This is a genomic window from Burkholderia sp. NFPP32, from assembly GCF_900119325.1.
GTDB lineage: Bacteria > Pseudomonadota > Gammaproteobacteria > Burkholderiales > Burkholderiaceae > Burkholderia > Burkholderia pyrrocinia_C.
Genome location: NZ_FPJP01000004.1, coordinates 361,893 through 386,452 on the forward strand (window position 1 = coordinate 361,893; position 24,560 = coordinate 386,452).

Annotated in this window: 25 protein-coding genes; 14 read left to right on the top strand and 11 right to left on the bottom strand. The window is 69.1% G+C overall.

Annotated elements, in window-relative coordinates:
* Window positions 1–132: 132 nt before the first annotated feature.
* The 5 genes from BT264_RS11020 to fliE form a co-directional block, all read right to left on the bottom strand.
* Window positions 133–450: an EscU/YscU/HrcU family type III secretion system export apparatus switch protein gene (locus BT264_RS11020; RefSeq protein WP_034179301.1), complete on the bottom strand. Its 318-nt coding sequence runs from the start codon at window positions 448–450 to the stop codon at window positions 133–135.
* Complete coding sequence (locus tag BT264_RS11025) at window positions 447–1,805, bottom strand: flagellar hook-length control protein FliK (RefSeq protein WP_072437571.1); 1,359 nt, start codon at window positions 1,803–1,805, stop codon at window positions 447–449. Before BT264_RS11025 ends, BT264_RS11020 begins: the two co-directional genes overlap by 4 nt.
* A 136-nt stretch (window positions 1,806–1,941) precedes the next feature.
* The gene (locus tag BT264_RS11030) at window positions 1,942–2,274 is read right to left on the bottom strand and encodes a flagellar protein FliT (RefSeq protein WP_072437572.1); all 333 of its coding nucleotides are present in this window, start codon (window positions 2,272–2,274) and stop codon (window positions 1,942–1,944) included.
* Window positions 2,271–2,705 (bottom strand): flagellar export chaperone FliS, encoded by a 435-nt coding sequence (gene fliS / locus BT264_RS11035; protein ID WP_034179304.1) that lies wholly within the window; start codon window positions 2,703–2,705, stop codon window positions 2,271–2,273. Before fliS ends, BT264_RS11030 begins: the two co-directional genes overlap by 4 nt.
* Before the next feature lie 216 nt (window positions 2,706–2,921).
* Window positions 2,922–3,266, bottom strand: coding sequence for a flagellar hook-basal body complex protein FliE (gene fliE / locus BT264_RS11040; RefSeq protein WP_072437573.1), 345 nt, complete (start codon window positions 3,264–3,266; stop codon window positions 2,922–2,924).
* 251 nt (window positions 3,267–3,517) lie between these two features.
* Between fliE and fliF the strand changes: the two genes are divergently transcribed.
* From fliF to BT264_RS11075, 6 genes are read left to right on the top strand one after another with little or no spacing between them, the layout of a single operon-like run.
* Window positions 3,518–5,284, top strand: a complete 1,767-nt coding sequence (fliF, locus tag BT264_RS11050) for a flagellar basal-body MS-ring/collar protein FliF (RefSeq protein ID WP_072437574.1) — start codon at window positions 3,518–3,520, stop codon at window positions 5,282–5,284.
* Window positions 5,274–6,269 (top strand): flagellar motor switch protein FliG, encoded by a 996-nt coding sequence (gene fliG, locus BT264_RS11055; protein ID WP_072437575.1) that lies wholly within the window; start codon window positions 5,274–5,276, stop codon window positions 6,267–6,269. Before fliF ends, fliG begins: the two co-directional genes overlap by 11 nt.
* On the top strand, window positions 6,262–6,945 hold the full coding sequence (fliH, locus tag BT264_RS11060; RefSeq protein WP_072437576.1) for a flagellar assembly protein FliH: 684 nt from the start codon (window positions 6,262–6,264) through the stop codon (window positions 6,943–6,945). The genes fliG and fliH overlap by 8 nt, the downstream gene beginning before the upstream one ends.
* Window positions 6,939–8,492: a flagellar protein export ATPase FliI gene (gene fliI, locus BT264_RS11065; RefSeq protein WP_072437577.1), complete on the top strand. Its 1,554-nt coding sequence runs from the start codon at window positions 6,939–6,941 to the stop codon at window positions 8,490–8,492. Before fliH ends, fliI begins: the two co-directional genes overlap by 7 nt.
* 5 nt (window positions 8,493–8,497) lie before the next feature.
* Window positions 8,498–8,956 carry a flagellar export protein FliJ gene (gene fliJ, locus BT264_RS11070; RefSeq protein WP_072437578.1) on the top strand — a complete coding sequence of 153 codons (459 nt, stop codon included), beginning with the start codon at window positions 8,498–8,500 and terminating at the stop codon, window positions 8,954–8,956.
* A 31-nt stretch (window positions 8,957–8,987) separates the two neighbouring features.
* Window positions 8,988–10,373, top strand: coding sequence for a flagellar hook-length control protein FliK (locus BT264_RS11075; RefSeq protein ID WP_072437579.1), 1,386 nt, complete (start codon window positions 8,988–8,990; stop codon window positions 10,371–10,373).
* A 54-nt stretch (window positions 10,374–10,427) separates the two neighbouring features.
* Here BT264_RS11075 and BT264_RS11080 read toward each other — a convergent pair whose 3' ends face one another.
* Window positions 10,428–12,068, bottom strand: coding sequence for a GMC family oxidoreductase (locus BT264_RS11080; RefSeq protein WP_072437580.1), 1,641 nt, complete (start codon window positions 12,066–12,068; stop codon window positions 10,428–10,430).
* A gap of 366 nt (window positions 12,069–12,434) precedes the next feature.
* Between BT264_RS11080 and BT264_RS39155 the strand changes: the two genes are divergently transcribed.
* Both BT264_RS39155 and BT264_RS11095 read left to right on the top strand, forming a co-directional pair.
* Window positions 12,435–12,758: a hypothetical protein gene (locus BT264_RS39155; RefSeq protein WP_177318354.1), complete on the top strand. Its 324-nt coding sequence runs from the start codon at window positions 12,435–12,437 to the stop codon at window positions 12,756–12,758.
* 39 nt (window positions 12,759–12,797) lie between these two features.
* Window positions 12,798–14,240 (top strand): coniferyl aldehyde dehydrogenase, encoded by a 1,443-nt coding sequence (locus BT264_RS11095; protein WP_072437581.1) that lies wholly within the window; start codon window positions 12,798–12,800, stop codon window positions 14,238–14,240.
* A 72-nt stretch (window positions 14,241–14,312) separates the two neighbouring features.
* Here BT264_RS11095 and BT264_RS11100 read toward each other — a convergent pair whose 3' ends face one another.
* On the bottom strand, window positions 14,313–15,335 hold the full coding sequence (locus tag BT264_RS11100; protein ID WP_083533980.1) for a serine/threonine protein kinase: 1,023 nt from the start codon (window positions 15,333–15,335) through the stop codon (window positions 14,313–14,315).
* A 56-nt stretch (window positions 15,336–15,391) separates the two neighbouring features.
* Entirely contained in the window at window positions 15,392–15,604 is a 213-nt protein-coding gene (locus tag BT264_RS11105) for a hypothetical protein (RefSeq protein WP_004198969.1), read from the bottom strand.
* A gap of 813 nt (window positions 15,605–16,417) precedes the next feature.
* Here BT264_RS11105 and BT264_RS11115 point away from each other — a divergent pair.
* Window positions 16,418–17,299 carry a DMT family transporter gene (locus BT264_RS11115; RefSeq protein ID WP_072437672.1) on the top strand — a complete coding sequence of 294 codons (882 nt, stop codon included), beginning with the start codon at window positions 16,418–16,420 and terminating at the stop codon, window positions 17,297–17,299.
* Window positions 17,300–17,601: 302 nt separating this feature from the next.
* Complete coding sequence (locus BT264_RS11120) at window positions 17,602–17,787, top strand: hypothetical protein (RefSeq protein ID WP_072437673.1); 186 nt, start codon at window positions 17,602–17,604, stop codon at window positions 17,785–17,787.
* A 108-nt stretch (window positions 17,788–17,895) separates the two neighbouring features.
* Here the strand turns inward: BT264_RS11120 and mgrA are convergent, their stop codons facing one another.
* A complete protein-coding gene (gene mgrA / locus BT264_RS11125) occupies window positions 17,896–18,939 on the bottom strand; it encodes an L-glyceraldehyde 3-phosphate reductase (RefSeq protein WP_072437583.1) in 1,044 nt (347 codons plus the stop codon).
* A gap of 185 nt (window positions 18,940–19,124) precedes the next feature.
* Here mgrA and BT264_RS11130 point away from each other — a divergent pair, with 185 nt between their 5' ends.
* On the top strand, window positions 19,125–19,331 hold the full coding sequence (locus BT264_RS11130) for a DUF3185 family protein (RefSeq protein ID WP_034179318.1): 207 nt from the start codon (window positions 19,125–19,127) through the stop codon (window positions 19,329–19,331).
* A 144-nt stretch (window positions 19,332–19,475) separates the two neighbouring features.
* Here the strand turns inward: BT264_RS11130 and BT264_RS11135 are convergent, their stop codons facing one another.
* Window positions 19,476–20,249 carry a phytanoyl-CoA dioxygenase family protein gene (locus tag BT264_RS11135; protein ID WP_034179319.1) on the bottom strand — a complete coding sequence of 258 codons (774 nt, stop codon included), beginning with the start codon at window positions 20,247–20,249 and terminating at the stop codon, window positions 19,476–19,478.
* A 353-nt stretch (window positions 20,250–20,602) separates the two neighbouring features.
* Between BT264_RS11135 and BT264_RS11140 the strand changes: the two genes are divergently transcribed.
* On the top strand, window positions 20,603–20,944 hold the full coding sequence (locus BT264_RS11140) for a hypothetical protein (RefSeq protein WP_072437584.1): 342 nt from the start codon (window positions 20,603–20,605) through the stop codon (window positions 20,942–20,944).
* A gap of 110 nt (window positions 20,945–21,054) precedes the next feature.
* Here BT264_RS11140 and metK read toward each other — a convergent pair whose 3' ends face one another.
* On the bottom strand, window positions 21,055–22,242 hold the full coding sequence (gene metK, locus BT264_RS11145) for a methionine adenosyltransferase (protein WP_006482984.1): 1,188 nt from the start codon (window positions 22,240–22,242) through the stop codon (window positions 21,055–21,057).
* Between the two features lie 265 nt (window positions 22,243–22,507).
* Here metK and lpxL point away from each other — a divergent pair, with 265 nt between their 5' ends.
* On the top strand, window positions 22,508–23,392 hold the full coding sequence (gene lpxL, locus BT264_RS11150) for a lauroyl acyltransferase LpxL (RefSeq protein WP_072437585.1): 885 nt from the start codon (window positions 22,508–22,510) through the stop codon (window positions 23,390–23,392).
* A 189-nt stretch (window positions 23,393–23,581) separates the two neighbouring features.
* Complete coding sequence (dapF, locus tag BT264_RS11155) at window positions 23,582–24,526, top strand: diaminopimelate epimerase (RefSeq protein WP_072437586.1); 945 nt, start codon at window positions 23,582–23,584, stop codon at window positions 24,524–24,526.
* Window positions 24,527–24,560 lie beyond the last annotated feature (34 nt).

Below are 24,560 nucleotides of genomic sequence, written 5' to 3' on the forward strand. Positions count from 1 at the left end.
CGACGAGCGAAGAAATGCCGACGAAGCGCGCATGTTGCATCGAAATATCGCTCGATAGGCGACAAATGCCGGAAGAATAACCCCGCAAGGCCGAGACAGCGTTTCGCAAGAAACGGCGCGATGACGCGCCGTTCAGCGCAGCGGCGGCAGCGGAAAGCGCGGTGCGGCGGCGTCCGGCCCGGGTTCGGTGCGATCGAGCGCGTACAGCCATGCGAGCAGGTCCGCGACGGCCTGGTAGAGCTGCGGCGGAATCCGGTCGTCGAGGTCGACCTGCATCAGCAGCGACACCATCTCCGGCGCGGTATGCACATACAGCCCCGCATCGTGCGCGCGCGCGACGATCATCTCCGCGAGCACGCCGTAGCCCTTCGCGACCACGCGCGGCGCCGCATCGCCGCCTTTCGGGTCGTAGACGAGCGCGGCCGCGCGCTTGCGGGACGACATGCTCATTGCGGCACCTCGTCGTCGTCGCCCGGTACGCGCGTGTCCGGCCCGCCGGCCGCACCGCGCGCATACGCGGCGGCCGCCGCCTGTGCGGCAAACAGGTCGAAGCCGTCCGGCCCGTCGTCGACCGCGCGGATCGACAGCCCGCCCACCCGCAGCCCCGATCCCTCGAGCCGCTGCCGCAACGCGGCCTCATGCCGCGTGAGGCGGTCGGCGCCCGTCTGGTTCGCACGCAGCCGCGCGACGAGCTGCGCGCCGTTCAGCACCAGCTCCGCGTCGACCGTACCGAGCGACGGCAACGTCAGCGTCAGGCGCGTGCGCCATGCAATGCCGTCGCCCGCGTCGTCGCCGCCGCGCGGTGCGCGGCTGCCCGGATCGTCGGGTTCGATCGTCCAGTCGAGCCGCGCGCCGGGCCACGCCTCGCCGGTCCAGCGGAACTGGTCGGTCGCGAGCGCGTCGAGCTGTTGCCTGACGAGCGGCACGGCGGCCGGGTGCACGGGAGCGAGCGGCTGCGCCTGCGGGTCGGACGACGCGGCGGCCAGCCCGGCACGCGCCGGCGTCCAGCGCGGGTCGGCGTGCGCGCCGAGCGGATCGGCGGTATCCGGCGGCAACGACGCGCCCTGCCGGGCGGCCGCCGGCAACGCCTGCGCGAAGTCGCGAGCGGGTGCGCCGCTCTGGGCCGGTGCGCCCGCCTGCGCAGTCGCCCGCGCGGTCGCCGGCAGCGGCGGGCGCTGCGCGAGCAGTTCGTCGAGCACGTCGGTCGAGCCGGGCTGCGCGACATCCGGGTCGGCCGGCGCAAGCTCGGCCGTCAGGCGCGCCTGCGGCTCGCGCATCAGTGCCGCGAGCGGACGCTGGCCGGCCAGCCACTGCGCCAGATGGGATTCGTAGAAGAGGCCGCTCTCGCTCACGGCTTGGGCGAGCGCCGCACGCAACGCCGCGACCGGCAGCGGCGCGGCCGTTTCGTGCGCCGCCGCGGCGGACGACACCGCAGCGGAAGAAGGCGTGGAAGACGCCGCCGCCGGATCGGACGCGGCCGGCGCACGCGCCGGTACGGCCGTATCGGTCAGCAGCACGGCGGGATCGGCCAGCAGCGGTGCGCGCCCGGCGATCGCGGGCGTCGCGTCGCCGCCCGCGCGCGAGATCGCGTCGAGCACGCGCCCGACGTCGGACAGCGCGGTCTGCGTGGAGGCTTGCGGCGCGGCGGGCGGGCCGCCTGCCGGAGGCGAGGACGACGCGCCGGTGCCCGGCGTGCCGACCTGCGAGGTCGCGCCGCCGCCGGCGGGCGCCGATACGGTGCCGGTCAGCAGGCTGTCGAGGCGGCTCGCCAGCAGCGCGGCCGCAACGGAATCGATACCGGTCATGATCGGAGCCTGCTCACCTCAGCCACATCGTTGCGAATCCGGGAGCGGCACGCCGGTGCCGCCCGCGGGAACGGCGCGCGTGCCGCGTGCGGTAACGGGCACGGGCGCCCCGCGCCCGTCTCCCGAAAAGCGGGCCCTACCCGCGCGCGCGGTAGAGATCGGTCAATACCTTGGTCGAGCGCCGCGCCTCGAACAGCGCGGACAGCCGCGCGACGTCCGGGCTCGCGAGATCGCGGATCGCGGCGTCGTCGGCCAGGATGCGGCGAATCAGGTCCAGCTTGCGGCCGAGATCCGATTCGTCGAGCGCGACGCCCGGATCCGCTTCCTTCAGCCCGTCGACGAGTTGCATGAATTCGGCCTGCAACCCCGGCAACGCGGCCCAGTCGGCGTCGCGCGCGGCGCACAGCATCCGGCCCGACACGGCTGCGAGTGCCTCGTAACGTTCGAAGTATTCGGCCTTGAGATTCATCGTGCTGCTTCCACTGCCTGTTGCGCGGCCATCCGCGCGACTTCCGGGGCGATGCCCGTCCATGCTTCCTCAAGCGTTGCGAGCAGCCCGTCGACCTCGACCAGCATCGCGTCGCTCGCCTGTGCGTTCGCTTCCAGCAGGCGCCGGCCGATATACGCATACAGCGCGTCGAGCCGGCCCGCGATCTCGCCGCCCGCGTCGCGGTTCAGCGACGCCTGCAGGCCGCTCTCGACGATCCGGATCGCCTTGCCGATCGCTTCGCCGCGCGCGGACACGTTGCCCTGCTGCAGATGCATGCGCGCCAGCGCGATCGCCTGCCGCGCGCCCTGGTACAGCATCGCGATCAGCCGGTGCGGGGAGGCGCCCATCACCCCTGTCTCGACGCCGACACGCGCGTATGCACTGGCTCCAGCGTGTCCTGGGGAAAACATGCGCATCTCCTTGTCATGCCTTGGCTATACGGGAGCCGCCGCCGTGCATCGCACGACGCGGCCTTCTCCGGAGTTATCGGAAGGGAATTGAAAAGCTTTAGGCGCGCGGGGCCGCCGCCGGGCGCGGGATGCCGGCCCGCCGGCCCCGTCCGGCAAGGGCGGAGGGGCGTCGCCGGATGGGCGTCCCCGGATGCCCGCCCCCGGATGGCCGTCCCGTCACACCGACATCTGCATGATGTCGTTGTAAGCGCTCACCAACTTGTTGCGAACCTGAAGCCCGAACTGGAAGCCGACGTTGGCTTTCTGCATGTCGACCATCACGTCGTTCAGCGACACGTTCGGCGCGCCGACCTCGAACGCCTGCGCCTCGCCGAGCGCGTGCTGCTGGTCGCCGCTGATCTTGTCGAGCGACGCCTTCATCGCGCTCGCGAACGTGCCGGCCGTCGCCGCGCCCGAGCCGGCAAGCGCCGCCGTCGGGCTCGCGACGCCGCCCGACGCCTGCGCGGCCATCGACTGCATCTGTTGCAACACCGAACCGATTCCGCTGACGTTCGCAGCCATGCTGTCCCCAGACCATAAGAGAAGAGACCCGGACGCACCGGGCGTTTCCGTCGGCGCCGCACCACGCGCACCATGCCGGATCGCAAAAAAGGATAGCAGCGCGCCGCGCGGCAAAGCCGAGAAAGTACGGGGGAAACCCCGCTCTTTTCGGTCGATCGGAGTACGGCCCGGATCACGATAATCGCATCGTGTCATTGTCCGCCCGCTCGCCCGAGCGAGCTCAGTCGTCCCGCTCCGGAGAAACTCGACGCATGGATTCGCAGGCCAACTCGCTGATCAACCCCGACGCCCGCGCGGGCCTCGCCAGCCCGGCGCCCGGCGCCGCCGCGGCCGCCGCGTTGCCGGGCGCGGGCGTCGCCGGCGCGGACTTCGGGCTCGGCGGCTTCGCGGAGCGCATTCCCGGCATCTCGCGGATGAAGGGCAACCCGAAGCTGCCGTTCCTGATCGCCGCCGCGCTCGCGATCGCCGCGATTACCGCGCTCGTGCTGTGGAGCCGGACGCCCGACTACCGCGTGCTGTACAGCAACCTGTCGGACCGCGACGGCGGCGCGATCATCACCGCGCTCCAGCAGGCAAACGTTCCCTACAAGTTCGCCGATGCCGGCGGCGCGATCCTCGTGCCGTCGAGCCAGGTACATGAAACGCGCCTGAAGCTCGCCGCGATGGGCCTGCCGAAGGGCGGCTCGGTCGGCTTCGAGCTGATGGACAACCAGAAATTCGGCATCAGCCAGTTCGCCGAACAGATCAACTACCAGCGCGCGCTCGAAGGCGAACTGCAGCGCACCATCGAATCGATCAACGCCGTGCGCGGCGCGCGCGTGCATCTCGCGATCCCGAAACCGTCGGTATTCGTGCGCGACAAGGAAGCGCCGAGCGCGTCGGTGTTCGTCGACCTCTACCCGGGCCGCGTGCTCGACGAGGGCCAGGTCCAGGCGATCACTCGGATGGTGTCGTCCGGCGTGCCCGACATGCCCGCGAAGAACGTGACGATCGTCGACCAGGACGGCAACCTGCTGACCCAGTCGGCGTCGGCGTCCGGCCTCGACGCGAGCCAGCTCAAGTACGTGCAGCAGGTCGAGCACAACACGCAGAAGCGCATCGACGCGATCCTCGCGCCGATCTTCGGCGCCGGCAATGCGCGCTCGCAGGTCAGCGCGGACCTCGATTTCTCGAAGATCGAACAGACGTCGGAAAGCTACGGCCCGAACGGCGTGCCGCAGCAGGCCGCGATCCGCAGCCAGCAGACCAGCAGCGCAACCGAGCTCGCGCAGGGCGGCGCGTCGGGCGTGCCTGGCGCGCTGTCGAACACGCCGCCGCAGCCGGCTTCCGCGCCGATCGTCGCCGGCAACGGCCAGAACGCGCCGCAGACGACGCCGGTCAGCGACCGCAAGGACCAGACGACCAACTACGAGCTCGACAAGACGATCCGCCATCTCGAACAGCCGATGGGCAGCGTGAAGCGGCTGTCGGTCGCGGTCGTCGTCAACTACCAGCCGATCGCCGACGCGAAGGGCCACGTGACGATGCAGCCGCTGCCGCCCGCGAAGCTCGCGCAGGTCGAGCAGCTCGTGAAGGACGCGATGGGCTACGACGAGAAGCGCGGCGACTCGGTGAACGTCGTGAACAGCGCGTTCTCGACCGCGAGCGATCCGTACGCCGACCTGCCGTGGTGGCGCCAGCCCGACATGATCGCGATGGCGAAGGAAGCCGCGAAGTGGCTCGGCATCGCGGCGGCCGCGGCGGCGCTCTACTTCATGTTCGTGCGCCCGGCCATGCGCCGTGCGTTCCCGCCGCCCGAGCCGGCCGCGCCGGCGCTCGCGGCGCCGGAAGATCCGGTCGTGCTCGACGGCCTGCCGGCGCCGGTCAAGGCCGACGACGAGCCCGATCCGCTGCTGCTCGGCTTCGAATCCGAGAAGAACCGCTACGAACGCAACCTCGACTACGCGCGCACGATCGCCCGCCAGGATCCGAAGATCGTCGCCACCGTCGTGAAGAACTGGGTGTCCGATGAACGCTGAAGGCTTGACCAAGAGCGCGCTGCTGCTGATGTCGATCGGCGAGGAAGAGGCCGCTGAGGTATTCAAGTTCCTCGCGCCGCGCGAGGTGCAGAAGATCGGCGCCGCGATGGCCGCGCTGAAGAACGTCACGCGCGAGCAGGTCGAGAGCGTGCTGCAGGACTTCGTGAAGGAAGCCGAGGAGCACACCGCGCTGTCGCTCGATTCGAGCGAATACATCCGCTCGGTGCTGACCAAGGCGCTCGGCGAGGACAAGGCCGGCGTGCTGATCGACCGCATCCTGCAGGGCAGCGACACGAGCGGCATCGAGGGCCTGAAGTGGATGGACTCGGGCGCGGTGGCCGAACTGATCAAGAACGAGCATCCGCAGATCATCGCGACGATCCTCGTGCACCTCGACCGCGACCAGGCGTCCGAGATCGCGTCGTGCTTCACCGAGCGGCTGCGCAACGACGTGCTGCTGCGGATCGCGACGCTCGACGGCATCCAGCCGGCCGCGCTGCGCGAGCTCGATGACGTGCTGACCGGCCTGCTGTCCGGCAGCGACAACCTGAAGCGCAGCCCGATGGGCGGCATCCGCACCGCGGCCGAGATCCTGAACTTCATGACGAGCGTGCATGAGGAAGGCGTGCTCGAAAGCGTGCGCCAGTACGACGCCGATCTCGCGCAGAAGATCATCGACCAGATGTTCGTGTTCGAGAACCTGCTCGACCTCGAGGATCGCGCGATCCAGATGGTGCTGAAGGAAGTCGAATCGGAAACGCTGATCATCGCGCTGAAGGGCGCGCCGCCCGCGCTGCGCCAGAAGTTCCTCGCGAACATGTCGCAGCGCGCGGCCGAACTGCTCGCCGAGGATCTCGACGCGCGCGGCCCGGTGCGCGTGTCCGATGTCGAGACGCAGCAGCGCCGCATCCTGCAGATCGTGCGCAACCTCGCCGAGAGCGGCCAGATCGCGATCGGCGGCAAGGCGGAAGACGCGTATGTCTGATTCGGCGAGCGATCGCGCGGGCACCCTCACCGCCTACCAGCGGTGGGAGATGGCGTCGTTCGACCCGCCGCCGCCCCCGCCGCCGCCCGACGACGCGGCAGCGGCCGCCGCCGCGCTCGCCGAGGAACTGCAGCGCGTGCGCGATGCCGCGCACGCCGAAGGCCATGCGGCCGGCCACGTCGAAGGCCAGGCGCTCGGCTACCGGGCCGGTTTCGAACAGGGCCGCGAACAGGGCTTCGAGGCCGGCCAGGCCGATGCGCGCGAACAGGCCGCGCAGCTCGCGGCGCTCGCCGCGTCGTTCCGCGAGGCCGTGTCGAGCGCCGAGCACGACCTCGCCTCCGACATCGCGCAACTCGCGCTCGATATCGCGCAGCAGGTCGTGCGCCAGCACGTGAAGCACGACCCGGCCGCGCTCGTCGCGGCCGTGCGCGACGTGCTCGCGGCCGAACCCGCGCTGTCCGGCGCGCCGCATCTCGCGGTGAATCCGGCCGACCTGCCCGTCGTCGAAGCCTATCTGCAGGACGATCTCGATACGCTCGGCTGGAACGTGCGCACCGACGCATCAATCGAGCGCGGCGGCTGCCGCGCGCACGCCGCGACCGGCGAGGTCGACGCGACGCTGCCCACGCGCTGGCAGCGCGTCGCCGCCGCGATCGGCAAGGTGAGCACGTGGTGACGCGGTCGCCCGAATCGCTCGCGCATGACGGCATGACGCCGCTCGAGCGCGAACTCGCGCTCGCGTCGTTCGGCCCCGCTGGCGCGCACGACACCGCACACGACACGAAACCGCATGCGACCGCTTCAACGGCCGCCGCACCCGACGCCGCGCCGCGCGCGCCGCACAATCCGCATCTCGCGCACTGGCGCACGCACCTGAACGGGCTCGCCGCCCGCAGCCACCGCGCGCTGCCGCTGCGGCCGTGCGGGCGCCTCACGCGCGCGGCGGGCCTCGTGCTCGAGGCGATCGGGCTGCGCCTGTCGGTCGGCGCCGAATGCACGATCGAATTGCCGCCCGGCAGCACGCTGCCGCACGCGGAAGCGGAAGTCGTCGGCTTCGCCGGCGACCGCCTGTTCCTGATGCCGACCACCGACGTTGCCGGCGTGCTGCCCGGCGCGCGCGTGTGGCCGCTCGAAAGCGCGCCCGTCGCCGATCCGCTCGCGGGCGCGAAGCGGCTGCCGGTCGGCTGGGAGATGCTCGGGCGCGTCGTCGACGCGTCGGGCCGCCCGCTCGACGGCCTCGGCCCGCTCGCATCGAAGGTCGATGCGCCGCTGTCGGCGCCGTCGATCAACCCGCTCGAACGCGAACCGATCCACCACGTGCTCGACGTCGGCGTGCGCGCGATCAACGCGCTGCTCACCGTCGGCCGCGGGCAGCGAATGGGCCTGTTCGCGGGCTCCGGCGTCGGCAAGTCGGTGCTGCTCGGCACGATGGCGCGCTATACGAGCGCGGAAGTGATCGTGATCGGGCTGATCGGCGAACGCGGCCGCGAAGTGAAGGAATTCATCGAACAGATCCTCGGCGAGGACGGGCTCGCGCGCTCGGTCGTCGTTGCGGCGCCGGCCGACGTGTCGCCGCTGCTGCGGATGCAGGGCGCGGCCTACGCGACGTCGCTCGCCGAATATTTCCGCGACCAGGGCAAGCACGTGCTGCTGCTGATGGATTCGCTGACGCGCTACGCGATGGCGCAGCGCGAGATCGCGCTGGCGATCGGCGAGCCGCCCGCGACCAAGGGCTATCCGCCGTCGGTGTTCGCGAAGCTGCCCGCGCTCGTCGAACGCACCGGCAACGGGCCGGAGGGCGGCGGCTCGATCACCGCGTTCTACACGGTGCTGACCGAAGGCGACGACCAGCAGGACCCGATCGCCGATTCGGCGCGCGCGATCCTCGATGGCCACATCGTGCTGTCGCGCACGCTCGCCGAGGCCGGCCACTATCCGGCAATCGACATCGAGGCGTCGATCAGCCGCGCGATGACCGCGCTGATCGACGAAACGCATCTCGACCACGTGCGGCAGTTCAAGCAGATGCTGTCGCGCTACCAGCGCAATCGCGACCTGATCGCGGTCGGCGCGTACGCACCCGGACGCGACGCGCAGCTCGACCGCGCGATCGCGCTCTATCCGCGCATCGAGGCGTTCCTGCAGCAGGGCTTTCGCGAATGCGCGCCGTTCGCGTCGAGCCTCGCCGGGCTCGATGCGCTGTTCGACGCTTACGGAGGCTGATCAAGATGGCTCACGGCTTTCCCCTTCAACTGCTGCTCGACCGCGCGCAGGAGGACCTCGACACGGCCGCGAAGCAGCTCGGCACCGCGCAGCGCGACCGCACCGCGGCTACCGAGCAGCTCGATGCGCTGCTGCGCTATCGCGACGAATACCACGCGCGCTTCGCGCAATCCGCGCAGCACGGGATGCCGGCCGGCAACTGGCGCAATTTCCAGGCGTTCATCGACACGCTCGACGCCGCGATCGCGCAGCAGCGCAACGTGCTGGCCGCGGCCGAAGTCCGCATCGACGAGGCACGCCCGAACTGGCAACAGAAGAAACGCACCGTCGGCTCGTATGAAATCCTGCAGGCGCGCGGCGTCGCGCAGGAAGCGCGGCTCGACGCCCGGCGCGAACAGCGCGACGCCGACGAACACGCCGCGAAGATCCTGCGCATGCGGGCCGACGCGGCCCGCTCGTCGTAACCGACCACCGCATTCGAACGAGAGAACCGCCATGCCTCCCCTGCCCCTGCTCGGCGCGCTGATCGACACCGCCGGCGCCGCACTCAAGGCCGCCCGCGGCGCGGGTTCGTCCGGCACCGCCGCCGGCAACGACGCCGCGACCGCCACGGCCGCCGTGCCGTTCGCGCAGACGCTGAAGCAAAGCGTCGCCACGCGGCGCGACGCGGCGAATCCCGCCACGCCGGATGCTTCGACGACGCAGGCTTCGTCGAAGCCGGCTGCCGGCACGAAGCCGTCCGGCACCGACGACGATCAATCGACCGACGCCGCGAACGCCACCACCAACCCCGACGCCGGCGCGCTCGCGGCCGCCGCGGCCGTGCAGGCACAACTGCAGGCGCGCACGGACAATGCGACGCCGGCCGATGCCGCCGCTATCGCTACGGCTACGGCTACCGCTACCGCCGCCGCCACTACCGTGCAAAAGACGGCCGTGTCCGGCCAGCCCGATGCGACGGCCGCGCTGGCGGACCACGCGGCCGGGGATGCGGCCGCCCAGCCGGCCACGCCGGCGTCGAGCCGCGACGCGCTGCAAGCGGCGCTCGCCAAGCTGACCGGCGGCTCGGGCGCGATCGCGACGCCCGCAAGCGGCACGACGGCTTCGACATCGGTACCGGCATCGTCTGCATCTTCTGCATCGACCGCCGCCGCACCGCTGACGCCGAAGGTGCCGACGTTCGACCGCACGCTCGCCGACGCGAAAGGGGCGCTCGCCACGCAGCAGGCGCCGACGCAGGCCACCGCGCAGGCGCTGCAGGCCGACGCGAACGCGCAGACCGGCGCGCAGCATGCGCTCGCGGCCGCCAGCGACGCAACGGACCCGGCCGCCAGCGCGACGCTCGCGGCCGGTGCATCGGCTGCGGCCGCGGCGCAGGCGAACCTGCAGTTGTCGCCGGCGGCGAGCGCGATCGCCGCCGCCAACACGCACGTGCTCGCGCCGCACGTCGGCACCGCCGACTGGACGGACGCGCTGAGCCAGAAGGTCGTGTTCCTGTCGAACGCGCACCAGCAGAGCGCCGAGCTGACGCTCAACCCGCCCGATCTCGGGCCGCTGCAGGTGGTGCTGCGCGTCGCGGACAACCACGCGCACGCGCTGTTCGTGTCGCAGCATGCGCAGGTGCGCGACGCGGTCGAAGCCGCGCTGCCGAAGCTGCGCGAAGCGATGGAAGCGGGCGGGCTCGGGCTCGGCAGCGCGACCGTCAGCGACGGCGGCTTCGCGTCGCAGCAGCAGAACCCGCAACAGACCTTCGCCGGCGGCCAGTCGCCGCGCCGCGGGCACGGCGGATCGTCAGCCGTCGATGCACCCGCCGACGCTGCGCAATCCGCACCGGCCGCCGCGAGCGTGAGCCGCGCCGGCCTCGTCGATACGTTTGCATAGGGCCTGTTCCCGCTGATAACGGGCTTGCGCCGGCCGCCGCCCGGTGCGCGCCGCTCAGCGGCCGTGCACCGCCGCGGCCGCCTCGCCGCGCGGCACGCCGCCCCTGCGCGCCGCGACGATGAAGTCCGCCGCGCGTTCGCCGATCATCACCGACGGCGCATTCGTGTTCCCGCCGACCAGCGTCGGCATCACCGACGCATCCACCACGCGCAGCCCTTCGACGCCGCGCACGCGCAATTGCGGATCGACGACCGCGCGCGCATCGGAGCCCATCCGGCACGTGCCGACCGGGTGATAGATCGTGTCGGCATGCGCGACGATCGTCGCGCGCAGCTCGGCTTCGCTCTGGTCCGCCCGCGTGTACAGCTCGCGCCCGCCCTGCGATGCGAGCGGCGCCTGCGACAGGATGCGGCGCATCGCCTGCGTGCCGCGCACGAGCAGGTCGAGATCGCGCGTATCGCTGAAGAAACGCGGATCGATCAGCGGCGCGTCGCGCGCATCGCCGCTCGCGAGCGCCACCGTGCCGCGGCTGAACGGCCGCAGCGCGCATACGTGCAGCGAATAGCCGAAGCCCCAGTGCATCTTGCGGTTGTGGTCGTCGACGAGCGCCGTGCAGAAATGCAGTTGCAGGTCGGGACGCTCGAGCGACGGATCGCTCTTGATGAAGCCGCCGGCCTCCGCGACATTGCTCGTCATCATCCCCGTGCGGCTCGAGAAATAGCGCGCGAGTGCGGGTGTCATCTTCGCGATCCCGCGCAGGCACACGCCGACCAGTTCAGACGAATTCACGCGCGTGTTGATGATGAAATCGATGTGGTCGATCAGGTTCGTGCCGACATCCGGCGCATCCTGCACGACCGCGATCCCGTGCCGGCGCAATTGCTCGGCCGGGCCGATCCCCGAGCACATCAGCAGTTGCGGCGAATTGAACGCACCGGCCGACAGGATCACTTCCGCGCGCGCGCCGAGCGTCTCGACGCGGCCGTTGCGCGATATCGCGACGCCGACCGCGCGCTTGCCGTCAAAGCCGACGCGCAGCACCGTCGCGTCGGTGATCACGTGCAGGTTCGGCCGGTTGCGGCCATAGATGTAAGCGCGCGCGACGCTGCAGCGCGAACCGTCGCGGTGCGTGACCTGGTAGAAGCCGACGCCTTCCTGCGTCGCGCCGTTGAAGTCGTCGTTCAGCGGATAGCCGGCCGCGTGCGCGGCCTGGATGAATCGTTCGGAGAACGGATTGCGAAAGCGCAGATCCGACACCGACAGCGGGCCGTCCGCACCGTGCCACGCATCGGCGCCGCGCTCGTTGCCTTCCGCGCGGCGGAAATACGGCAGCACGTCCTGCCAGCCCCAGCCCGTTGCGCCGAGCTGCGCCCACTCGTCGTAGTCGCCCGGGTGGCCGCGCGTATAGATCATCGCGTTGATCGCGCTCGAGCCGCCCATCCCGCGCCCGCGCGGCTGGTAGCCGCGCCGCCCGCCGAGGCCCGGCTGCGGCACCGTCTCGTAGCCGTAGTTCGTGCCGAGCTTGAACGGCACCAGCGCCGCGATGCCGACCGGCATGTTGACGAGCAGGTTGCGCTCCGTATGCGAGCCGGCTTCGATCAGCGCGATCGTCGCGTCGGGGCAGGCATCGGCGAGACGGCCTGCCAGGCTCGAGCCGCCCGAACCGCCGCCGACGATGATGTAGTCGTATTGCATGTCACGTCTCCGTCGTGTCATGGAAGGCGCCCGGCACCGCCGCGCGACCGCGTCCCCTCTTGTAATGTTCGGGCATTGTAGGAATGGCCGACATGCGCGCGGCGCGCGGATTCAAGAGCGATTCCTCTAAACGCCCGCGTGAACTAAATTTAAGATGTATCGATTCGCTTCGCGCGACGCGCCGGCCACGAGAAGCCGATCCGTCGCGAAACGGGAGAGACGACGATGCAGCGCCAGGTTCTGCAGGCCGTGTGTCGACCGGGTTGTCCGGATGCACCGCACGCGGCCCGCATTTCATTTCAAACGACTACCCGCGCGGGAACCCGCGGCGACATGCGTGCGGCCGATCGAAATCGAACGGCACGCGTGGTCGCCGACCGTTTGGACGGCTGTCCGCCGCGGCGGCGCGATGCGCTGCGACCCGCATTGGCGTGCGCGTTGCACTGCCCCGCTTCGCTGCACCGGCAAGCGCCCGCGCTGCAGCGTCGCGCGCCCGGCAACAGTCGTATCGCGCGGCAGGCGAACACGCCGCGGTGCGATTTTCGGATGCGGATACCGTCGCGCGGATACGACGCCCGCCCCACGCTGCAACCGGTTTTCGAGCATGCGTCGCATCGGGCCCCGCGCCGCGCGACGCGCACCACCCCGATCCGCGTCGCCGCGCTCGCCGAGCGCTCGCGTGCGGCGTGACGGCTGGCCGACAAGCCAGGCCCAACTGGAGGAGACAACATGAAGAACGACCTGCCCGAACTGGCCCCGCAAGCACTGCCGTCGGCCAACGCGCTGACGTCGCTGCTGCGCGACCAGCGCGCGGCCTACCTGCGCGCACCGTACCCGGCATGGGAAACGCGTGTGCAGCACCTGCGCGCGCTGCGCACGATGCTGATCGACAACGCGGACGCGCTCGCCGAAGCGATCAGCGCCGATTTCGGCCATCGCGCGAAGCAGGAAGTGCTGCTGTCGGAAATCTGGATGGCGAAGGAAGAGATCGACGACGCGCTCAAGCACGGCAAGCGCTGGATGAAGCCGATCCGCAAGCCGATGAACAAGTGGCTGCGCCCGGCGCGCGCGAAGGTGATTCCGCAGCCGCTCGGCGTGGTCGGCATCGTCGTGCCATGGAACTACCCGGTGCTGCTCGCGGCCGGCCCGCTGATCTGCGCGCTCGCGGCGGGCAACCGCGCGATCGTCAAGATGTCCGAACTGACGCCGCGCACGTCGGCGCTGTTCGAGCAATTGATCGCGAAGACCTTCACGCGCGACCACGTCGCGGTCGTGAACGGCGATGCGGAGGTCGGCGCCGCGTTCAGCGGGCTGCCGTTCGATCATCTGCTGTTCACCGGCTCGACGCAGGTCGGCCGCCATGTGATGCGCGCGGCCGCCGACAACCTCACGCCCGTCACGCTCGAACTCGGCGGCAAGTCGCCGGCGATCGTCGGACCGAATGCACGCTTCGACGCGGCCGTCGACGCGATCGTCGCGGGCAAGACGCTGAACGCGGGCCAGACCTGCATCGCGCCCGACTACGTGTTGCTGCCGCGCGGCATGGAAGCCGCGTTCATCGAGCGGGCGCGAGCACGATTCGCGAAGATGTATCCCGACCTGTCGGCCAACGGCGACTACACGACGATCGTGTCGCCGCGCCATTACGCGCGGCTGCAGCAACTCGCGAGCGATGCGCAGGCGGCCGGCGCGCAACTGCACCCGCTGTCCGACGCGCAGTCCGACCCGGCGTCGCGCCGCTTCGTGCCGTGCGCGATCACGCAGGTGCCGGCCGCGTCGCAACTGATGCAGGAGGAAATCTTCGGGCCGCTGCTGCCGCTCGTGCCGTACGAGCGGCTCGACGAGGCGATCGCATACGTGAATGCGCGCCCGCGTCCGCTCGCGCTCTATCTGTTCGACGAGGACGGCGGCACGATCGACCGCGTGATGCACGAAACGATCTCGGGTGGCGTGTCGGTCAACGAAACGCTGATGCACATTGCGTGCGGCAGCCTGCCGTTCGGCGGCGTCGGCGCGAGCGGCATGGGCGCGTACCACGGCTACGACGGCTTCGTGACGTTCTCGAAGATGAAGCCCGTGCTTACGCAGGCGCGCCTGAACGCGCGCAACCTGCTCGCGCCGCCGTACGGCAAGCGGTTCGCCGCGCTGATCAAGCTGATGCTGAAGTTCTGAACCGGACGGGCCGCGCACATCGCGCCGCGGCCCGCATACGCCTGCCGCGCGGTGCCGGTGCCGCGCGCGCCGTCACACGGGCCAGAGCGGCCCTTCCTGCATCGCGCCGATCTGCTCGCGCAGTTCGAGCACACGCGCTTCCCAGTAACGATGCGTGTTGAACCACGGAAACGCGGCCGGGAACGCGGGATCGTCCCAGCGCCGTGCGAGCCATGCCGCGTAGTGGATCAGCCGCAGCGTGCGCAGCGCTTCGACGAGATGCAGCTCGCGCGGCTCGAATTCGCAGAAATCCTCGTAGCCTGCCAGCAGGTCCGCCAGCGCGCGCGACGCGCCTTCGCGATCGCCCGGCAGCAGCAGCCACAGATCCTGGATCGCGGGCGCCATCCGGCTGTCGTCGAAATCGACGAAATGCGGGCCGCCATCGGTCCACAGCACGTTGCTCGGATGACAGTCGCCGTGCGTGCGCAGCAGGCGAATCTCGCCCGCACGTTCGAACGCGGCCTCGACACCTTCGAGCGCGAGCGCGACCGCCGTCTCGTACGCGGGTCTTACGTCATCCGGAATGAAATCGTGCGAGAGCAGGTAATCGCGCGGCTCAAGGCCGAACGTCTTGATGTCGAGCACGGGACGCGCGACATACGGCTGCGTCGCGCCGACCGCGTGAATCCGGCCGATGAAGCGGCCGAGCCATTCGAGCGTGTCGCTGCGGTCGAGATCGGGTGCGCGGCCGCCGCGCCGCTCGAAGATCGAGAAACGAAAGCCGTCGAACGCATGCAGCGTGCGGCCGTCGAACGTGCGTGCAGGCACCGCCGGAATCTCGCGCTCGGCGAGTTCGGCGACGAACGCGTGCTCTTCGAGGATCGCATCGTCCGACCAGCGCGCCGGGCGGTAGAACTTCGCGACGACCGGCGGGCCGTCTTCGATGCCGACCTGGTAGACGCGGTTTTCGTAGCTGTTGAGGGCGAGCAGGCGCCCGTCGGTGCGCAGGCCGGCCGGCATCAGCACGCTGTCGAGCGCGTCGAGCACGCACTCGGGCGTGAGGCCGGCGAACGGCGGGCTGGCAGGAGAAGCGGGAGCGGAAGTGGCGTCTGTCATGCCCCGCATTGTGCCGCCAGCCGGGCCGAAAGACGAGCGTCCGGTGCGGTATGCGCTTAGTGGAGCGCCGCGCCGGCCGGCAGCACGGATTCGCCGGTGTCGATCAGATCCTCGAGAAAGAACGGCTCGGTGTTGAGTTCTTTCGACTCACCCGGCACGCCCGCGTACCAGGTCACCATGGCCATGTCGCCCAGGATGCGCTGGACGATGCCGCGCGCGCCCTTCGGCACCGCGATATGGGTAGTGCAGACAATCGACCCGACATGCATGATGGTTCCCCACTCTTGAATCTTGAAACCCGGCCCGCTGGCGAGCCGGCAAATGCGCGATCCGCGCCGCTCTCGACGGAGCGTTGCGCGTAATCCCATTGTTCACGGTTTATCGAAGCGCGAAAAGAAGAAGAAGCGGGCGAAGTGCCGCGAATTCGTCGAATGTCTCCAATCAACCACTGCGCCGCGCGTGCGCTTGCACGGGCGGATACCCCCATCATACCCTGTCGAATGTGACTGCCCGCCGAATCCGCCCGGCGCCGCGGCGCGCACGCGATCGACGCAATGCGCACATCGTTTGCCGCGTGCCGGGCCGCCAGGAGATTTCGCGTGACCGAGCCTGCCGGAACCGCGCCGCTTGCCTCGCACGCTACAGCCTCCTTCCCCCGTCCCGAACACGGCTCGCGCAGCCACCGCGCACAAGCATCGCGCGGCATCGCTGCAACGCGTCTTTCACCATGCGGGGCCGCCGACAGTTGTTGCGCCGGATGCCGACCTTGCAGTACCTTTGACGTTCATTCGCGTTCAACCGCATTCCGACACGATGCATCCGCTCACGTCCGCCCTCGCAAAATCCCGGCCGCAGTTCGACGCGCGGCCGCAGGCGTGCGCGCATCCGTCGGTCCTCCCGCCTCCTGTCGCACCGCCGCTCGTCGGCGCCGCGCCGCCCCCTCCGGCGGCACGCGCCGGCTGACCAGCCGGCTTCCGTTTCGTCTTTCATTCGCCCGTCGGCTTCGTTCGTGCGTCGTGACGCACGGCTCCCTGCTGCACGCGCGGATGGAACGTTCCGATCCGTTCGACAGGTGGATTCACATGGTTTCGTTCAAACGCGCGCTTGCCGCGCATGGAGCGACGTCGCTCTTCGTGCTGCTGTGGAGCAGCGGCGCGATCTTCGCTGAACTCGGTCTGCGTCACGCATCCGCGTTCGTCTTTCTCACCGCGCGTTTCGCGCTCGCGTCGCTCGTGCTGCTCGCACTGGCCTTCATGCGCAAACGCTGGCTGCCGCCGCACAGCGAGCGGCGCATGGCCGCGCTGACCGGCTTGCTGATGATGGGCGGCTATTCGATCTTCTACCTGCTCGCGCTCGAGCGCGGGATCGCGCCGGGCGTGCTCGCAACGATCCTCGGCGTGCAGCCGATCCTCACGCTGGCGATCGTCGAGCGACACTGGCAGCCCGTACGCGTCGCGGGGCTCGCGCTGTCGCTGGCCGGTCTCGCGCTCGTCGTATGCCGCGGCGTGGGCGATGCCGGCCTGCCGCTCGCGGGCATCGCGTGCGCGCTCACGGCGCTCGTCGCACTGACCGTCGGCTCGCTGCTGCAAAAACGCGTACGCGCGGCACCCGCCGACGTGCTGCCGCTGCAGAATGCGATCGGTCTCGCGCTGTGCGTGGCGATCGTGCCGTTCCGGCCGATTTCGTTCGACCTGAGCTGGGCGTTCGTCGTGCCGCTCCTGTGGCTCGGCATCGTGATTTCGGTGATCGCGCAACTGCTGTTCTACCGGTTGATGCAGCGCGGCGATCTCGTCAACGTGACGAGCCTGTTCTATCTCGTGCCCGTCGTCACCACGCTGATGGATGCCGTATGGCTCGGCAACCGGCCCGAACCGCTCGCGCTCGCCGGTATGGGTGCGATCATCGCGGGGCTCGCGCTCGTGTTCCGCGCGCCGGCCGCACGCACGCGACCCGACCGCACGTAAGCGGACAGGCCGCCGCGCCCGCAAGTGCGGCGGCCTGTATCGGACACATACGACAATTCCGCGGAAATCGAAAGGAACGGGAAAGATGCGTGCAAGGCGTTCGTCGAACTTGCGGGAAAAATGCGCGACTCGCTGGGCTTTCCGCTGATTTTTAATGGTTCGGATAGCGAAAACATCGCCGGGTTGCCTATACTCGAATTGACCGCCCCGCTCGCAATCGGGTCGGACCAATACTAGAAATACCCGGCATGGGGCCGAAGCAAGCGCTGAAGCGCTCACTCCGGCCGACACTGGAGACACGCATGACGACCTATTTCACGATCGGCGACTTCATCCTGTTGATCCCGATGGCGCTGGCCGGAGCGCTATTTCTCGGCGCGGTACCGTGCGCAACCGAATTCCGCCACAACCTGATGCGCGTGCTGGGCGTCATCCTCGGCGTCGGCGTCGCGGTATTGCTGGTCGAAGGTCTGCCTGCGCTGCTCTAGCGGCGTATCCGTGCCTGACGCGCATCGTTGCGCCGCAACGATGCGACGTGCTGTCTGCAAGACGGTGATACTGGCATGCAATGTTTCGCATGCCGTATCGACTGCCGGTCAGATCGCCTGATCGGTGGACGGTTTTTCCCACAGATTGATGCCGCCTTCCGTCGCGTAACGATCGATCTCCGCGAGTTCTTCCGCCGAGAATTCGAGGTTCTTCAGCGCGCCGACGTTTTCACGCACCTGCTCGGCACGGCTCGCGCCGATCAGCGCGGACGTCACGCGGCCATTGCGCAGCACCCACGCAAGCGCCATCTGCGCGAGGCTCTGGCCGCGCCGTTCGGCGATCGCGTTGAGCTTGCGCACATGCTCGAGGTTGTCCGCGCTCAGGTGATCCTGCTTCAGCGAACCGCCGCCCGGCTTGTTCACGCGCGCGTCGGCCGGCACGCCGTTCAGGTACTTCGACGTGAGCAGCCCCTGCGCGAGCGGCGTGAACGCGATGCTGCCCGCGCCGACGTCGTCCAGCGCGCCGAGCAGGTCGCTCTCGATCCAGCGGTTCAGCATGTTGTACGAAGGCTGGTGGATCAGCAGCGGCACCTTGTACTGCGCGAGCAACTCGGCCATCTCGCGCGTCTTCGCCGCCGAATACGACGAAATGCCGATGTAGAGCGCCTTGCCCTGCTGCACGGCCGACGCGAGCGCGCCCGCCGTTTCCTCGAGCGGCGTGTGCGCGTCGAAGCGGTGCGAATAGAAGATGTCGACGTAGTCGAGCCCCATCCGCTGCAGGCTCTGGTCGAGACTCGCGAGCACGTACTTGCGAGACCCGCCGCCGCTGCCGTACGGCCCCGGCCACATGTCCCAGCCGGCTTTCGTCGAGATCAGCAGCTCGTCGCGATACGGCCGGAAATCGTCCTTCAGCAGCCGGCCGAAGTTGGTTTCGGCGCTGCCGTACGGCGGCCCGTAGTTGTTCGCGAGATCGAAGTGGTTGATGCCGAGGTCGAACGCGGTGCGCAGGATCTCGCGCTGCGTCGAGATCGGCGTCGAGTCGCCGAAGTTGTGCCACAGGCCGAGCGACAGCGCGGGCAGTTTGAGCCCGGATTTGCCGCAGGTGCGGTATTGCATGTCCGCATAACGTTCGGAAGCTGCTTCGTAGGCCATGAGTATTTCCCGTCAGGACGTCGGAGGGAGGGGCGCGCGCCGGCCGCGCACAGGGCGCGACGGCGGCGAAGAAAACGCTCGACGGCTATGGTAACGAAGGCGGCCGATGCGCGCACGGCGATGGACGCGACCGCGGTCGTCGCCTACACTGCGGCGTCTCGAATCACCGTTTCAGCGAGGTTGGTATGTCCCGCGTCATCTCGGTTGCGCTGCTCGTCGGCGGCGTCGTGCTGCTGTATTTCGGCGGCCAGTCGTTCCATTCGATCAACGACAACATGTCGCGCCTCTTCACCGGCTCGCCCGCCACGAAGACGATCCTGCTGATCGTGGGCGGCGCCGTCGCTTCGTTCGTCGGCCTGATCGGCCTCGCGATGCCGGGCGGCAAGCGCTGATCGCGCAGCCGCGCGAACGGCCCGCGCCACACTGATCGGGCCGCGCAAAACGAAACGGGCGGCCAGGCCGCCCGTTGCTTCATTCGCCCGCGATGCGCCGCATCGTGTGATCGTCGCGGCCTCGCCGCGCCGACCGGTCCGCACCTAGAACTGCACTTCCGGCTTCGCCGCCGAGCGCGTGCCGGGCACCGGCCGGTTGCTCGCGCCGTGGTACGTGTACACGAGCGAGAACTTCACCTGGTCGGAACGGTTCTGCCCGGCCGAATGCAGCGTGTTGCTGTGGAAGAACACGACGTCGCCCGCCTGGAGCGACGGGCACGTGGCCGCGTCGATCATCTTCCGGTTCTCCGGCAGGTCGCTGCGGAAGAACTTCGCATCGTCGAACGCTTCAGGCCCGAATTCGGCCGTATGCGAACCCGGCACGAGCCACAACGCACCGTTCTCGTTCGTTTCCGGCCCCAGCGCGAGCCATACCGACACCATGTCCGAACGCTCGAACGCCCAGTAGCGGAAGTCTCGATGCCAGCCCGTCAGGCTGCCGTACGCGGGGTGCTTCGTCATCATGCAGTTGTGATGCGCGCGCGACAGCACGGGCTCTTCGCCGAAGTACTCGCGCATCCACGCGCCGATTTCGGGTGCGACCGCGCGCTCGGCAAATGCCGGATCGCGCGAGTACGCATCGAGCAGCCGCCGCACCGTGTGCCCGCCCGGCGCATGCTTCGACTCGGGTGCGCCCGGGTAGCGCAGGTCCGCCTCGAACTCGATCGGCTCGGCAGCCTCCTGCAACTGCCGCTCTGCAATCCGTTTAAGCGCCGCGCATTGCTGCTCGCCGACGAGGCCACGCGCGACGACGAACCCGCGTTCGCGCAATTCCGCGACTTGCGCGCGGATCGATTCCGACTGCAATGGAGACGACATGGGATGCCAGACGTTTATTGTGTGAATGTGACGATTGTAAATCGGCGCCGGATGCCGCGAACAGCGCCATTGTCGTACGCAGGGGCATGCCAATCGCCGATTTGATCTGGCGCAAGGGAACTGTGCGGCACGGCGCTGGCCTCACCGACAGGCGGTATGCGGCACACGCCTTGCGGCACAAGGGTTTATCGCGACTTTTGCCCGTCATGAATCCCCTGTAGCCTGTCGCGGCCTGTCAATTCTGGCGGGCGCGGCGCGCAGCGGCTTTCGATATGATCCGTTGCGTCATCCGAGGCCGTTCATACCAGTGCGCTCTTCAAGGGCGCCATCCATACAAGCGAAGCATCGTTCACATGCCATTCCGTCTGACTTCCCGTCTCAACCGCGCTGCGAAGCGCGTCGCGCCGTCCGCTCCTGCCCGCCCGCTGCGCCATCACCGCGCACGCACGCAGGCGCTGGCCGAGCGCGCGCCCGCGCATGGCCGGCTCGACGGCATCCGCGCGTGGTTCCACGCGTTTTTCTCGATGATGAGCGCGCAAACGTTCGCACGCCGTGCCGGCCTGCGCTCGCTGCTGCAGAAGCCGTCGTCGCTGCGCGCGCTCGCGCTGCGCCGCGCGCTCGGCCCGCAGCGCCGCGTCAACCGGCCGCGCCGCCTCGCGGCCAGCAATGGCTGGTTCGGGTTCGGCGCGCGCTGAAGCAGCGCCGGCGGGCACTGCCCGCCATGATCGCCGCCGTTGCGCCGGCGATCGGAATCCATAAAAAAACCCCGGCAATGCCGGGGTTTTTCGTTTCGGGCGAACGACGCTTACGCGACGCGTGCCGTCGGCTCCACGCCGGCCGCTTCGGCCAGCGCGAGCGCCTTGTCGGTCGCTTCCCACGAGAATTCCGGCTCTTCGCGGCCGAAGTGGCCATAAGCGGCCGTCTTCTCGTAGATCGGGCGCAGCAGGTCGAGCATCTTGATGATGCCCTTCGGACGCAGGTCGAAGTGCTCGCGCACGAGCTTCGTGATCACCGCATCCGACACGCGGCCCGTGCCGAACGTGTTGACCATCACCGAGGTCGGCTCGGCAACGCCGATCGCGTACGACACCTGGATCAGCGCGCGCGACGCGAGGCCGGCGGCGACGATGTTCTTCGCGACGTAGCGGCCTGCATACGCAGCCGAACGGTCGACCTTCGACGGATCCTTGCCCGAGAACGCGCCGCCGCCGTGCGGTGCGGCACCGCCGTACGTATCGACGATGATCTTGCGGCCCGTCAGGCCGCAGTCGCCCTGCGGGCCGCCGATCACGAACCGGCCGGTCGGGTTCACGAGGAACTTGATGTCGCCCTTGATCAGGTCAGCCGGCAGCGTCGGCTTGATGATTTCCTCGATCACGGCTTCGCGCAGCGCGGGCAGCTCGATGTCCGGTGCGTGCTGCGTCGACAGCACGACGGTGTCGATCGAATCGGGCTTGCCGTCGACGTAGCGGACCGTCACCTGCGACTTCGCGTCCGGGCGCAGCCACTGCAGGCGGCCGTCGCGGCGCAGGCTGGCCTGGCGCTCGACGAGACGGTGCGACAGGTAGATCGGCAGCGGCATCAGTTCCGGCGTTTCGTCGCACGCATAACCGAACATCAGGCCCTGGTCGCCCGCGCCCTGGTCGAGGTTGTCGTCGTGGGCACGATCGACGCCCTGGGCGATGTCCGGCGACTGCTTGTCGTACGCGACGAGCACCGCGCAACCCTTGTAGTCGATGCCGTAGTCGGTGTTGTCGTAGCCGATGCGCTTGATCGTGTCGCGCGCGATCTGGATGTAATCGATGTTGGCCGTCGTGGTGATTTCACCGGCCAGCACGACGAGACCCGTGTTGCACAGCGTTTCCGCCGCAACGCGCGAATATTTGTCCTGCTCGAGGATGGCGTCGAGAATCGCGTCCGAGATTTGGTCCGCGACTTTGTCCGGATGGCCTTCGGAGACGGATTCGGACGTGAAGAGATAATCGTTTGCCACTTTTTCAGGCTCCTGTGTGGTTACGGTTGGTTTCACGTAGCCAGCTTCGTTGGGCCTGAAGCGGCGACGCTTTAGCGGATTACCAGGACCGGGCAGCGCGCTTCGCGCCAGCCGGCTTCGCCCCGCAAGTTGTCAGTTAACTCGGCGAAGCCCGTATTATAGCGGCTTTCCTGAATTGTCACAGAGCGCCGCCCGTGCTGTTTCTTCCGCTGTCTTACCACCCTGCTCGCAACGCGCCGGCCATCCGGCCCCACGGAGGTGCCGCATGCTAGGCCGCCTCGGCACGCATCTCGCCATCGGCTTCCTGAAGCTGCTCGCCCTGTTGCCGTACGGTCTGACCGCGCGGCTCGGCGACGGTCTCGGCTGGCTGCTGTACCAGATCCCCAGCCGGCGAAAACGCATCGTACACACCAACCTGAAACTCTGCTTCCCGGACTGGAGCGACGAACGGCGCGAGGAAGTGGCCGGCCTGCATTTCCGCCATGCGATCCGCAGCTACGTCGAGCGCAGCGTGCAGTGGTTCGGCTCCGCGAAGAAGCTCGAGAAGCTGATCCAGGTCGACAGCGCGGTCGACCTCACCGATCCCGACCTGCCGCCGACGCTGTTCCTCGGCCTGCACTTCGTCGGCATCGAAGCCGGTTCGATCTGGCTCAACCGGTCGCTGCAGCGCCGCTGCGGGTCGCTTTACCAGCCGTTCTCGAACACGGTGCTCGAGGAAGAAGCGAAGAAGGCGCGCGGGCGCTTCGACGCCGAGATGGTCGGCCGCGCGGACAGCGCGCGCGTCGTGCTGCGCTGGCTGCGCGACCGCAAGCCCGTGATGCTCGGCGCCGACATGGACTACGGGCTGCGCAACTCGACGTTCGTTCCGTTCTTCGGCGTGCCGGCCTGCACGCTGACAGCCGTCGGCCGGCTCGCGAAGACGGGCCGCGCGCAGGTCGTGCCGTTCATCGGCGAGGTGCTGCCGAACTACAAGGGCTACCGGCTGAAGGTATTCAAGCCGTGGGATCGGTACCCGACCGGCGACGACGATCTCGACGCGCGGCGGATGAACGAATTCCTCGAGGAACAGATCCCGCTGATGCCCGAGCAGTACTACTGGGTCCACAAGCGCTTCAAGACGCGCCCGCCCGGCGAACCGAGCCTGTACTGACCCTGCCGGGCGAAACCCGCGGGCGCGCCGTCATGCGCGCGCCTGCGCTCTCGCCACCTTCGGCGCGCCTGCCGGATACCGCGCCCTTTCCGCCCGCGCAACAGACGCCCCCCGCCCGCGCGGGACGCCCCTGTCGGCTGCATGTATCATTTACGGCTGAGATCAGCACGACGAACGAGGCCGCCCGGCATGGCGGCAGGCCGTTCGCGTCGTGCTGGCCGCCTTGTTCGCCATGGAATCCCGGACCCAGTGAAACTCTCGTTCACCAAGATGCACGGCGCGGGCAACGACTTCGTCGTGCTCGACGGCTATTCGCGCGCGTTGCCGCCGCTCACCGAAGCGCAGGTGCGCGCGCTCGCCAACCGGCACTTCGGCATCGGCGCCGACCAGTTGCTGCTCGTCGAAAAACCGACCGTCGACGGCGCGGATTTCAAGTACCGGATCTTCAATTGCGACGGCGGCGAAGTCGAACACTGCGGCAACGGCGCGCGCTGCTTCGTGAAATTCGTCAGCGACCGCGGCCTGACCGACCAGCGCAGCGTGCGCGTGCAGGTCATGAAGGGCCTGATCACGCTGACGCTACAGGACAACGGCGAAGTCGTCGTCGACATGGGGGCGCCCGTGTTCGCGCCGGCGCAGGTGCCGTTCGACACGGCCGGTCCAGGCGCATCGGGCCTCGACGGCCGCACCGAAGGCCGCGACACGCTGTGGCCGCTCGACGTCGGCGGCGCGACGCGCTGGATTTCGACGGTGTCGATGGGCAATCCGCATGCGGTGCAGGTCGTCGACGATGTAGAAGCGTATCCCGTGCTGGAAGAAGGCCCGCTGATCGAGCGCCACGCGCGCTTCCCGCAGCGCGTGAACGCCGGCTTCATGCAGATCGTGTCGCGCAATGAAGTGAAGCTGCGCGTGTACGAACGCGGCGCGGGCGAGACGCTGGCGTGCGGCACGGGTGCGTGCGCGGCGGTCGCGGCCGGCATCCGGCGCGGCCTGCTCGATTCGCCCGTAACCGTGCACACGCACGGCGGCACGCTGACGATCGGCTGGGACGGCGCGCGCGACGAAACCGCCGCGCTGATGATGGCCGGGCCCGCCACGACCGTGTTCGAAGGCGAGATCGACCTGAACGCCTGACCCTGCAACGTCCTTGATAATTGAACGCTCCAGC